Annotated in this window: 12 protein-coding genes; 11 read left to right on the top strand and 1 reads right to left on the bottom strand. The window is 49.0% G+C overall.

What is annotated here, in order from left to right:
• Positions 1 to 108: 108 nt before the first annotated feature.
• A complete protein-coding gene (locus tag IJG50_03260; protein ID MBQ3378866.1) occupies positions 109 to 1,254 on the bottom strand; it encodes an acyl-CoA dehydrogenase family protein in 1,146 nt (381 codons plus the stop codon).
• A 293-nt stretch (positions 1,255 to 1,547) separates the two neighbouring features.
• On the opposite strand from IJG50_03260, the gene IJG50_03255 reads away from it, so the two are divergent.
• The 11 genes from IJG50_03255 to IJG50_03205 all read left to right on the top strand — a co-directional run bounded on the left by IJG50_03255 (position 1,548) and on the right by IJG50_03205 (position 12,648).
• Positions 1,548 to 2,816 (top strand): bifunctional folylpolyglutamate synthase/dihydrofolate synthase, encoded by a 1,269-nt coding sequence (locus IJG50_03255; protein ID MBQ3378865.1) that lies wholly within the window; start codon positions 1,548 to 1,550, stop codon positions 2,814 to 2,816.
• Positions 2,817 to 2,959: 143 nt separating this feature from the next.
• A complete protein-coding gene (locus tag IJG50_03250; GenBank protein ID MBQ3378864.1) occupies positions 2,960 to 3,634 on the top strand; it encodes a polyphosphate polymerase domain-containing protein in 675 nt (224 codons plus the stop codon).
• A 31-nt stretch (positions 3,635 to 3,665) separates the two neighbouring features.
• The gene (locus IJG50_03245) at positions 3,666 to 4,337 is read left to right on the top strand and encodes a DUF4956 domain-containing protein (GenBank protein ID MBQ3378863.1); all 672 of its coding nucleotides are present in this window, start codon (positions 3,666 to 3,668) and stop codon (positions 4,335 to 4,337) included.
• Between the two features lie 753 nt (positions 4,338 to 5,090).
• On the top strand, positions 5,091 to 6,422 hold the full coding sequence (locus IJG50_03240) for a CotH kinase family protein (protein MBQ3378862.1): 1,332 nt from the start codon (positions 5,091 to 5,093) through the stop codon (positions 6,420 to 6,422).
• An 80-nt stretch (positions 6,423 to 6,502) separates the two neighbouring features.
• Positions 6,503 to 8,323 carry a Na/Pi cotransporter family protein gene (locus IJG50_03235; protein MBQ3378861.1) on the top strand — a complete coding sequence of 607 codons (1,821 nt, stop codon included), beginning with the start codon at positions 6,503 to 6,505 and terminating at the stop codon, positions 8,321 to 8,323.
• A gap of 108 nt (positions 8,324 to 8,431) precedes the next feature.
• On the top strand, positions 8,432 to 8,854 hold the full coding sequence (gene nusB / locus IJG50_03230; protein ID MBQ3378860.1) for a transcription antitermination factor NusB: 423 nt from the start codon (positions 8,432 to 8,434) through the stop codon (positions 8,852 to 8,854).
• A complete protein-coding gene (locus tag IJG50_03225; protein ID MBQ3378859.1) occupies positions 8,854 to 9,774 on the top strand; it encodes a hypothetical protein in 921 nt (306 codons plus the stop codon). Before nusB ends, IJG50_03225 begins: the two co-directional genes overlap by 1 nt.
• 19 nt (positions 9,775 to 9,793) lie before the next feature.
• Entirely contained in the window at positions 9,794 to 11,014 is a 1,221-nt protein-coding gene (locus IJG50_03220; protein ID MBQ3378858.1) for an exodeoxyribonuclease VII large subunit, read from the top strand.
• Positions 11,007 to 11,231, top strand: coding sequence for an exodeoxyribonuclease VII small subunit (gene xseB, locus IJG50_03215; protein ID MBQ3378857.1), 225 nt, complete (start codon positions 11,007 to 11,009; stop codon positions 11,229 to 11,231). The genes IJG50_03220 and xseB overlap by 8 nt, the downstream gene beginning before the upstream one ends.
• Before the next feature lie 30 nt (positions 11,232 to 11,261).
• Complete coding sequence (locus tag IJG50_03210) at positions 11,262 to 12,146, top strand: polyprenyl synthetase family protein (protein MBQ3378856.1); 885 nt, start codon at positions 11,262 to 11,264, stop codon at positions 12,144 to 12,146.
• 46 nt (positions 12,147 to 12,192) lie between these two features.
• Positions 12,193 to 12,648, top strand: a complete 456-nt coding sequence (locus IJG50_03205) for a divergent PAP2 family protein (GenBank protein MBQ3378855.1) — start codon at positions 12,193 to 12,195, stop codon at positions 12,646 to 12,648.
• Positions 12,649 to 12,656: the final 8 nt, after the last annotated feature.

Genomic DNA, 12,656 nt, shown 5'->3' with positions numbered 1-12,656 from the left:
TGCTTGATAACATGATTATACACGAAGCTTTGACCATTTACGACAAGCTCCCCAAAAAAATGCCCCCGTATGCATTCATGCATACGGGGGCGAGCCGATCGCTTTATTTTAGTCTTTGAGCATTGCGTTTGCGATGGTCATGCGCTGTATCTGGTTGGTGCCTTCGAATATCTGGAATATCTTAGCGTCGCGCATGAGCTTCTCAACGGGGTATTCACGGCTGTAGCCGTAGCCGCCGAGTATCTGTACTGCGTCGGTAGTAACAGACTGAGCCAAGTCGGAAACGAAGCACTTCGTGGATGCGCCGATGCCGGGGTCGGTGATGCCGTTAGTGATGAGCTCTGCAACATACCAGCACATCTGGCGAGCTGCGATGGTCTTCATCTCCATGTCAGCCAGCATGAACTGAACTGCCTGGAACTTCGAGATGGGCTTTCCGAATACTACGCGCTGCTTTGCGTACTCAACGGAGTAGTCTATGCAGGCCTGCATAATGCCGACAACCGTAGCGTTGCCCAGAGGACGGGTACGGTTTAAGGTGTTCATGGCTATCTTAAAGCCTTCGCCCTCTTTGCCTACGAGATTCTCTGCCGGCACGACAACGTCTTCAAAAATAACGTCGCTCGTCTCGGAGGAGCGTATGCCCAGCTTGTCCTCGTGCTTGCCTACGGAAACGCCGGGACGGTCGCGCTCAACGATGAACGCCGAAACGCCCTTTGCGCCGAGATCCTTATCGGTGGAAGCAAATACGGTGTAAAGCGTGGAAACGGGGCCGTTGGTGATAAAGCACTTAGCGCCGTTTATAACGTATTCGTTGCCGACCTTTTTTGCGGTGGTGCGCTGATGAGCAGCGTCGGAACCGCCGTCTGGCTCGGTAAGACAGTAGCTTGCGAGACCCTTATTCAAAATATGGTCTGCATACAGCTTCTTCTGCTTTTCGTTGCCGGCAAGAAGCACGGGCGTGAATGCGAGCGAAGACGCGCCTACACCTATCGAGAAACCGGGATCGACCTTACCTATTTCCTCGCGCACTATGCACTGAGTCTTGAGGTCGAGTCCGAGTCCGCCGAATTCTTCGGGTATGTACATACCGTTAATGCCGAGGTCGCATATCTTTTCATATACGTCCATGGGGAAGTAGCTCTTTTCATCGCAGTCTTTAACGATGGGACGAACATACTTTTCGCAGAATTCGCGCACGAGAGCCTGTATTTCAAGCTGCTCTTCGTTTAAAAGGTGATACGGGTTTATCATGGTGACCATCCTCCTGTTTTTTTAATTTTTGTTTTTAGAATATACGACGCACGACTGTATCGGTCAAATAAAGCCGTAACATTGAACAAGCCCGAAAGAACTAACAGGCAATTATTTGTGCATTATAATATTTAAAAATATTATAACAGGCAAAAGCGTATTAGTTAATATTAAAACCGCCGCAAACGCAAAAAACGAACTGAACCAAAAGGAGAATCGTTAGTGTGACTTATGCGAAAAAACGTGCTATACTATAAAAACCGACTATATGGCGCGCAAAGGAGGAAAGCAGAGTGGATTATGAAAAGACGCTTCTTTATATACACAGCGCTTTGAAGTTTGGCATAAGACCGGGGCTTGAACGCATAAGCGAGCTTATGAACAGGCTTGGGAACGTGCAGGACAAGCTGAAATTCGTACATATCGCAGGAACTAACGGCAAGGGCTCTACCGCTACGATGATCGCGTGTACGCTGGAAGCGGCAGGGTACAAAACGGGGCTTTTTACCTCGCCGTATATCGTTGATTTCAGAGAGCGCATACAGATAAACGGGAAGTATATAGAAAAAGACGCTCTTGTATCGGCCGTGGAGCGCGTAAAAGCCGCCGCGGAAGATATGGAAGCAAAAGGGTATGAGCATCCGACCGAGTTCGAGCTTATCACTGCTGCGGCGTTTTTGGCTTTTTATGAGGAAAAGTGCGATTACGTAGTGCTGGAAACGGGACTCGGCGGGCGGCTCGATTCGACTAACGTCATAAGCTCGCCCGAGGTCTGTGTAATAACTTCCGTATCCATGGATCATATGAACGTTTTGGGCGACACGCTCGAGCTTATCGCAAAGGAAAAGGCCGGCATTATAAAGGCGGGCTGTGATACCGTGATATATCCCTTAAACGCGAAGTGTGTAACGGATATTATGGAAAAAACGGCCGATGAACGCGGCTCAAAGGTGTTTTTGCCCGATATGAGTCTTTTACATATCATATCGGAGGACATGGGAGGAAGCGTTTTTGAGTACGACGGGACGAAGATCGAGATAAAGCTTGCGGGGCGTCATCAGATATATAACGCGCTTACGGCGCTGTGCGCCGTTTCAAGGCTTTGCGCGCGCGGAGCAGATATAAGCGGCGAGGCCGTAAAAAAAGGCTTTGAAGCGGCAAGGATACCGGGACGCTTTGAGGTGGCGGGGGAAAGCCCGACGGTCATACTCGACGGCGGGCATAACGAGGACGGCGTAAGAACGCTGTGCAAAGCTCTTGACGCGCTGAAAATAAAAAAGCCCACCGTTATAATGGGTATGCTTAAAGACAAGGCGTATGAGGAGTGCATATCAATGGTAGCCGAGCGGGCGGGCGCATTTATCGCCGTAGACGTTCAAAATCCGCGCGCGCTTTCACGCGCCGAGGTAAAAAGCATTGCGGCGCGCCGCACGACCGCATATGAAGCGGAAACGAACGAGGCGCTGCCGCTTGCGTTAAAGCTTACGCCGAAGGACGGCACCGTGCTTATATGCGGCTCTTTGTACCTTGTGTCGCAGTTTAGGGAAAAGATAATGAAATAAGTCGATACGTTGGGGGCCAAATAAAGCCCCCTTATTTTCATAAATTCATCACATAATCAAAAAACCGTCACATTTCCTTCAAATAATACACATAAAGAAAATATACCCTTTACTTAAAGAAACATAGGAGGGGAGGCATCCATATGGCAAAATTCCGACATGAGTTCAAGCATATCATAAATCCTTCCGATTATTATGCGGTAAAATCGAGGCTTTCGTCAGTACTTATGCACGACAAATTTGCCAAAGAGGACGGCACGTATAAGATATCGAGTCTTTATTTCGACAACGTGTACGATAAGGCGTTAAGAGAAAAGATCGACGGCGTGAACGACCGCGAAAAATTCCGTATAAGGCTTTATAACGACGATACGTCTTTTATAAAGCTTGAAAAAAAGAGCAAAAAGAACGGCCTGTGCCAAAAGATAGCAGAGCGCGTAACGGCCGAGGAAGTGAGACGGATAATAAACGGCGATATCGAATGGATGAAGGGATCTAAAAAGGGGCTTATTTGCGAGCTTTACGCGAAGATGCGTTATCAACAGCTCAGGCCGACGGTCATAGTGAGCTATACGCGCGAGGCGTTCGTATATCCGCCGGGAAACGTAAGAGTAACGCTTGATTACGACATACGCACGGCGCTTAAAGCGACCGATATTTTAAATCCCGAGCGCGTGGAGATACTTACCGGCACGAATATCGTTATGGAAATTAAGTACGACGAGTATTTTCCGTCCATTATAAGGGATCTCGTACAGGTCCCCGACAGGCGTGCGTCGGCTTTTTCAAAGTATGCTAAATGCCGCATATATGATTAACGCGAACTGATATTAAAGGAGGAAAACAAAAATGACTTTTGACGACATCTTCAAAACAAGCTTTCTTGAAAACGTGACGTCTGTCAATATTACCGACATGCTCATAGCCATGGGTCTGGCTTTTCTTATCGGACTTTTTATATTCCTTATATATAAAAAGACTTACTCCGGCGTTATGTATTCACAAAGCTTCGGCATAACGCTCGTTGCGCTTACGCTTATAACGACTGTTGTGATTCTTGCGGTAACGAGCAATGTGGTACTGTCTTTAGGCATGGTCGGCGCGTTATCGATAGTTCGATTCCGCACGGCGATAAAAGAACCGCTAGATATAGCCTTTCTGTTCTGGGCGATTGCTGCCGGCATAGTGCTTGCGGCAGGCATGATACCGCTCGCTGTTATAGGCAGCGTGGTCATAGGCATAATACTTCTCGTTTTCGTAAACAAGAAGTCGCACGTTAATCCCTACATAGTTGTTCTTACTTGCGAGAACGCCGAAAGCGAAAAAGCGGCCAGAGCTTTCGTTGAAGCGAATACGAAGCGCTGCGTGATCAAGAGCAAGACGGTAAGAAGCGGCGCTGTAGAGCTTAATATGGAAGTAAGACTTAATGAGGACAACACCGATTTCATAAACGAGCTTGCAGCGCTTAACGGAGTACAGAACGCCGTGCTCGTAAGCTATAACGGCGAATACATGGGATAAGGAGAGTATGGTATGCAGGCGCAAAAGAGGTTTGAACGTATTTGCGTTGCAGCTATTGCGGCAGCCGTTATCATAGCGGCAGTTCTTTTGGTGGGAAAGATAAAGACGTCACAGACCGAAGGCAGCGAAGCAGAGTATGAGGCGCTTCTTTTCGATACAAAAAAGGTGCATACTATCGACATAGGCATTGACGACGGGGACTCGTTTTTGGAAACGTGCGAAAACGAGGAGTACAGGCAATGTACGGTAACGATAGACGGTGAAAAGTTCTACTACGCAGGTATCCGCGCAAAGGGCAACACCTCGCTTTCCACGGTGTCGGCTTTAGGAAGCGACCGTTACAGCTTCAAGCTGGAGTTTGACCAATACGAGGACGGCAGAAGCTATCACGGACTTGATAAGCTGAGCCTCAATAACATAATACAGGACAACACCTACATGAAGGATTATCTCACGTACCGCCTTATGAACGAGTTCGGCGTTGACGCGCCGCTTTGTTCGTACGCATATATAACGGTGAACGGCGAGGACTGGGGGCTCTATCTTGCCGTTGAAGGCGTGGAGGAGAGCTTCCTTGAGAGAAATTACGGCGCGCACCACGGCGAGCTTTATAAGCCCGATTCGATGAACATGGGCGGCGGCCCCGGCAACGGCAGAGATTTCAAAATGGAAGACTTCATGGAAGAAAACGGGATGGATGAAAACGGGCAAACAGGCGCGGAAGGCAGAAACGGCAGAGCGGGCAGAAACGATATGACGCCGCCCGAGGGATTCGATCCGTCGAACATGCCTGAAGGCTTCGACCCGTCGAATATGCCTGAGGGCTTTGATCCGTCGAACATGCGCGAAGGCTTCGATCCGTCGAATATGCCTGAAGGCTTCGATCCGTCGAATATGCGCGAAGGCTTTGATCCGTCGAATATGCCGGAGGGCTTCGATCCGTCGAATATGCCCGAGGGATTCGATCCGTCAAACATGCCTGAAGGCTTCGATCCGTCGAATATGCCCGAGGGATTCGATCCCTCAAAGATGTTCGGCGGCGGAGGGCCGGGCGGATTCGGCATGGGATCCGACGACGTGAAGCTGAAATACACGAGCGGAGACGTGTCCGATTATTCAAATATTTTCGACAGCGCAAAGACCGACATATCGACGAAGGACAAAAAAAGGCTCATTAGATCCTTAAAGAATCTTTCGCAAAACGAAAAAATCGAGGAAACAGTAAATACGGACGAAGTAATACGCTATTTCGTGGTGCATAATTTCGTCGTAAACGGCGACAGCTACACCGGCTCGATAATACACAACTATTATCTGTATGAGAAAAACGGACGCCTTTTTATGATACCGTGGGATTATAATCTCGCGTTCGGCACGTTTATGTCGTTTGATGCGGGAAAAATGATAAACGACCCGATAGATACGCCGCTTTCTGTAAGCGATTACGACGATCGCCCGATGATAGGCTGGATATTCAAAAACGAAGAATATACCGAGATGTATCACGAGTATTTTAAAGAGTTTCTTGAAACGACGGACGTGCAGGCGATCATAGACGAAACGCACGACCTTATAGCGGAATACGTAAAGCGCGATCCGACTGCCTTTTGCACGTATGAGGAGTTTGAAAAAGGCGTGGATACTCTGAAAGCCTTCTGTCTTAAGCGAACAGAGAGCGTAACGGGACAGCTCGACGGCACGATACCGTCTACGGCGGACGGTCAAAAGGAAGATCCCGACAGCCTAGTTGGCGCCGACGGCATAACGCTGTCCGACATGGGGACCATGGGCGGCGGCTTCGGCGGCGGACAGGGCGGCCCCGGAGGATTTGGCGGAGGCGGCCCCAGCGGCGGACAAGGCGGTCCCGGCGGCTTCGGCGGAGGCAGGCCGGATGGAGGCGGCTTAGACGGCTCCGATATCCCTGATACGGTGCAGGGCGAAAAATCCACCCAAAATCAAGGCGGTCCGCGCGATATGCATCCGCAGGCGGACACGCAGACCGGCAACGATACGGTAATGTGGATTGTCTTATCTGTCATACTCGTTTCCGCGCTGATAATTGCATTTTTATATAGACGAAAATAGTGACAAATCGAAAAATAGTAGTATAATAAACTAAGAGTTTAGTTTTAAAAAGACGCTGGATCACAGTTTTTCATAAGATCATGGGAATTTCAAACGTTTTAGCACTACTGTGCGGACTTGCTTTATTTCTATACGGAACCACTCTTATCGGCGACGGTCTCAATAAGGTTGCCAGCGGCCGTCTTGAGACGGTATTATACCGCTTAAGCGGCCGCCCGGTAAAAGGCGTATTGCTCGGCGCGGGCACAACGGCGCTTATTCAGTCGTCTACGGCTACGAGTATTATTGCCATAGGCTTTTTAAACAGCGGCATGATGCGACTGTCCCAGGTCGCGTATATGATTTTGGGCTCGATACTCGGAAGCAGCATAACAGGGTGGATAGTAAGTATATCGTCTCTCGGCTCCGGTTCGGGGATAACGCAGATCCTTTCCGTTACCAATTTTATATCCGTAATTGCCATAATAGGTATTTTCCTTCGCAAGTTCCGAAAAAGAACTTTTGAAAACGATATAGGAACTCTGCTTTTGGGCTTTGTAATACTTATGACGGGTATGAGCGCGATGAGCGCCTCCGTTGAGCCGCTTCAATCCGACGAGAGATTTTTATCTCTTATGGTCGATTTTTCAAATCCGCTTCTCGGCTTGCTCATAGGACTTCTCTTTACGGCGCTTATCCAGTCGTCGGCGGCTGCGGTAGGTATTCTTCAGGCGCTCAGTACGACGGGAGTCATAACGTTCAATACAGCCTTTCCCGTTATTCTCGGTATCGCCATAGGCGGGGCAATACCTGTACTTTTGGGAGTTTTGGGCGGAAATGCAAACGCAAAGCGCGCAGCTTCGCTTCATCTTATCATGGATATATTGGGCGCGCTGTTTTGCGGGATCGTGTTTTACGCCGTGGACAGCGCCCTAAACCTTGCCTTTGCGGATTCGCTTATGAATCCGGTGTCTATCGCCGCAGTCAATACGGCGTTCAGACTTGTAACGATAATCATACTTATGCCGCTCGTGCCGCTTTTAGTAAAGCTTACGCATAAGCTTGTAAAAGAGGTCAAGGAGAAAGCAAACAAGTCGGACGCGCTTTCCGTGCTTGATGAAAGCTTTATAAAATATCCTTCGCTGGCATTGGCACAGTGCCAGAAGGCGATGCACGATATGGCAAAATGCGCGTCTGAGGGCGTTTTGCTTATGGGCACGCTGCTTGAGTCGTACAACGGCGACGTATTTGCCCGAATGGAGAAGCTTGAGACGAAGTGCGACAAATACGAGGACGCCGTAAGCACTTATCTTATGAAGATCATGCGCTATAAGCTAAACACCGAGGAGGACGTTGAAGCGACGCTTCTCATGCACGAGATATCAGACTTTGAGCGTATTTCCGACTATGCTATGAACATTGCGCATATTTCAAAAGAGATGCGAAAGCAGGGCACGAAGTATTCCGCAGAAGCTCAGCACGAGCTGTCTGTTATGCACAGGGCCGTATGCGCAGAGGTAGAGATCACTATAACGGCCTTTGAAACGAAAAGCGCGAACGACGCAAAAAGCTCTGTAATACTTGCGGGCGTAATAGACGACATGTGCGAAGAAATGCGCCTGCATCACGTTCGCAGACTGCAGACGGGCGCTTGCACGGCGGAGCTCGGCATAACCTTCAACGATACTCTTTCCAATATGGAAAGTATTTTGGACAGATGCAGAAAGCTGTCGTCGATGATACTTAAATCGACAGAGGGAAAGATAGGCGTTCACGGACTCACTCAAAAGAACATACTTCTGGGGCAGGAGTGGTCGGCGGAAGTGGAAAAGGAATACAGAGAGAGGTTCTTAATGGAGCTTATGGGCACAGACGCCGTTCATAAGAACGAGACGTCAAAAGATACGGCCGGTGTAAAATAATAAATCTTGTTTAAAAAAGAGCGTTTTTGCTCTTTTTTTTATTTATGCTTTGTTGTATAATATTCTAAGTTATGCGTAGAAGCTTTTGCATATGATTTGGAGGATGACATGTCAAGACGTCTGTCACGCGAAGAAGCGTTCAAGGTGCTTTTTGAAATAAGTTTTCAGGGGAAAGAAAACATTGACTCAGTGCTCGATTATTATTATGAAAATCTGTCTGTACCGCAGCTTGAAAAGTCGTATTTTGAAGTCGTAACGCGCGGAGTATGCGAAAAAAAGGGCGAGCTTGACGATTATATCTCCCGCTTTTCCAAAGGCTGGACAAAGCAGAGGATATCTCGGGTGGGTACGTCTTTACTTAGGCTGTCGATGTATGAGATATTATATATGAACGACATACCGAACGGAGTATCGGCAAATGAGGCGGTGGAGCTTGCAAAAAAATATGAAAGCCCGGAATGCGGAGCGTTCATAAACGGAATTTTGGGAACGCTTATAAGAAGCCTCGGAGAAAAGAAAGAGAACTCATAATGGCGTCGTATATCGGTATAGATACAAGCAACTACCGCACGTCCGTATGCATTCTTTTTGAGGACGGATATAAGAACGTAGGAAGACTTCTCCCCGTAGAGCAGGGAAAGGCGGGCCTGCGACAGAGCGACGCGCTGTTTTTGCACACCCGGGCGCTGCCCGAGGTTTTAGCCGAGCTTCCGAAGGCGGAGAGCATTGCAAAGATAGGCGTAAGCACACGCCCGCGCGACGAGAAGGGCTCGTATATGCCCTGCTTTTTGGCGGGAGCGGCTTCGGCGCGCTCTATGGCGTATGCGTCGGGCGCACCGGTTTACGAGACGTCGCATCAGGCGGGACATACGCTGGCGGGGATATATGAAAATAAAGAGCTTCTTTCCATGCCTGAATTTATAACAGTCCACCTTTCGGGCGGCACAAGTGAAATACTTCACGTAAAAAACGATATGGGCGCGCTCAATATCATAAGGATCGGCGGCACGCTCGACATAAACGCAGGCCAGCTCATCGACCGCGCAGGCGTTATGCTGGGGCTTCGCTTTCCGTGCGGCGCAGAGCTTGAAGAGCTTGCGAAGGGATGCCCGACGGATGATATAAAGGTGAAGACCTCGGTAAAAGGTACATACTTCAATCTTTCGGGACACCAGAATATAATCGAAAAGATGTTTGGATCGGGCGAAGAACCGAAGAAAATAGCATCTTATGCCATAAAAGCCGTGACCGATACGATATTATCGGCGCTTAACAATCAAAAAACGCGCCTTCCCGTGCTTTTTGTAGGCGGCGTAAGCGCCAACGGATATTTAAGGGAAGTTATGAAGCGGGAGCTTTCTTATGTTTATTTCGTATCGCCCGCACTTTCGGGCGACAATGCGCTCGGCTGCGCCTACGGGGCGTATCTTAGCGATGTAAGGAGAAAATAAAGTGGCTGAGGAAAAAAATATACTTAGCGTAACACAGTTAAATAAATATATAAAGCTGCTTATTGATAAAAACCCCGTGCTTTCGAATGTATTCGTAAGCGGCGAGATATCGAACTGCAAGATACATTCGTCGGGTCATATATATATGTCGTTAAAGGACGACGGCGCGCTGATACGCGCGGTCATGTTCCGTTCAAGCGCGTCTAAGCTTGCCTTCAGGCCAGAGAACGGTATGAAGGTCATAGCGGGCGGCCGCGTATCCGTCTTTGAGCGAGACGGACAGTATCAGCTTTATATAGATCGGCTCACTCCCGAAGGAGAGGGGAGTTTGTATCTCGCTTTTGAACAGCTTAAAAAGAAGCTTTCCGACGAAGGACTTTTCGATCCTGCGAAAAAGCGCAAAATAAAGCGAATGCCCGTGCGTATCGGCATAGTAACATCGCCGACGGGCGCCGCGCTTCGAGACATGATAAATATTTTGGGGAGACGATTTCCTCTCTGCGAGGTCTTGGTCTATCCCGCGCTCGTTCAGGGGCCGCAGGCGCCTTTGGAGCTTATAGCAGGAGTGAATTATTTTAACGCGGGCAAGCTCTGCGATACGATAATAATAGGACGCGGAGGCGGCTCGATAGAGGAGCTGTGGGCTTTTAACGACGAGGGGCTTGCAAGGACGGTTGCGGCGTCTCAGATACCGGTCATATCGGCCGTAGGGCATGAGACCGATTTTACGATATGCGACTTTGTCTCGGACCTGCGCGCGCCTACGCCTTCTGCGGCGGCGGAGCTGGCCGTTCCGAATTTTGACGATATATATAATTATCTTTATAAGGCGCAAAGCACGATGACCCGGGCGCTTACAAAGAAAGTTGATTTTCTTGAAAATACTTACGAAAGACTTGCGGGAAGCACTGTATTTAAGTATCCCGAGCGGAGCTTTCAGGATAAAACGCTCATGCTGTCCCATTTGGAGGACAAGATGACTCATGCGCTCGACGCTCTGCTTAAAAGCCGCGTTCACGAGCATGACGCGCTGTCAAAAAAGCTTCATGCGCTCGATCCCATGGCGGTGCTCGAACGGGGATATTCTGTCACGACTGATGCACAGGGGCGCGTGATACGCTCCGAGAACGATATAAGTCCCGGAGACGACATAAAAGTATATCTTGACCGCCTGAGTATTGAGGCGCGTACCGTGAAGGTCATAAAAAAGCCCGACAGAGAGGATGGAAACGATGGCTAAGAAGATAAGCTTTGAGGAGAATATAAAAAAACTTGACGAGATAGTAAAAGCGCTGGAAAGGGGTGATCTTCCGCTTGACGATATGATAAAGCTGTTTGAGCAGGGTGCGGCGCTTTCAAAGCAGTGCAAAAAGACTCTTGATGAGGCTCAGCTCAAAGTGAGGATGCTTCTTTCGGAAGAAGGGACCGCGAGCGGCGCCGCCGACGATGAACAATAATAAAATGCAATAAAAGAAAGGAAAATTATTATGACTCCCGAGAACAGATTTGATTTTTATTCGCAGATGCTGAAGGAATATTTTGATTGTGTCATAGCGCCTATCGAGGGCTATCATAAAGAGATCAACGACGCGATGATCTACAGCCTTACGGCGGGCGGAAAGCGCATAAGGCCTATGCTCTGCATTGAATTCTGCCGCGTGATGGGCGGCGACATAAACGCTGCGATGCCTTTTGCGGCAGCGCTTGAAATGCTGCATACGGCTTCGCTCATACATGACGATCTGCCCTGCATGGACGACGACGATCTGAGACGCGGAAGGCCCACGAACCATAAGGTGTTCGGCGAGGCGATGGCGCTTTTGGCGGGCGACGCGCTTATTTTGAAGGCGTTTGAATACGCAACGAAGTCATCGGACAAGATCCCCGCCGACCGCGTGGTAAAGGCGATAAAGGTGTTCGCCGAGGCTGCCGGAAGCGAAGGCATGACGGGAGGTCAGGTAATAGACTTAAAATCCGAGGGGCTTAAAATACCGATAGAGAAGCTTGACAAGCTACATAAGATGAAGACGGGCGCTATGATAAGAGCCTCCGTTCAGATGGGCTGTATAGCTGCCGGCGTATGCGAGGGCAAGCTTTATGACGCCGCAACGGAGTATTCGGGACATATAGGTCTCGGTTTTCAGATAAAGGACGATATCCTCGACGTTGAGGGCAGCACCGAAAAGCTGGGAAAGGCCGTAGGACGCGACGAAAAGAGCAATAAGAGCACGTATGTGACCTTCTACGGCGTGAACGGAGCAAAGAAAAAGCTTACGGAAGTAACTAATAAAGCAAAGGATTGTTTAAAGGAAATACCGGACAATGAATTTTTACAGTATCTCACCGATTTTCTTTTGAACAGGGATTATTGAGAATAATCGTTAGGTGTAATTATTTGCGCATTTACGGGAGGCAAACATGAAGGAATTTTTTGTCTTCATAACTTCTAATATTGCGTTTGACGCCGCCTTTCTGTCATGGTTCATAGCCCAGGTCATAAAGATGGTCATAACGCTCGTCACGGAAAAGAGCTTCGACTTTCGGCGATTTATGGATTCGGGCGGTATGCCGAGCTCTCATTCCTCGTTCGTGGCTGCGCTTGCCGTATGCATAGCCTTCAAAGACGGATTTGCATCTTCGCAGTTTGCGCTTGCGGCTGCCTTGGCGTGCGTTGTAATGTACGATGCTGCGGGCGTAAGGCGCTCTGCCGGCGAGCAAGCCAAGGTTTTAAACAAGATGATGGACGCATGGGAAGATACGGAGCCCGAGTTTATGCAGATGCGCCTTAAAGAGATATTGGGCCATACGCCGGCGCAGGTGGGAGCAGGCGCTCTTTTGGGCATAGCCGTTGCTCTTATATTTATGCTGGCATGAGATAACCA

It is taken from the genome of Clostridia bacterium, assembly GCA_017405765.1.
In the GTDB taxonomy this organism is placed as follows: domain Bacteria; phylum Bacillota; class Clostridia; order Oscillospirales; family RGIG577; genus RGIG577.
The sequence above is the reverse complement of the archived record's forward strand: the minus strand, read 5'-3'. Positions and strand labels throughout refer to the sequence as shown.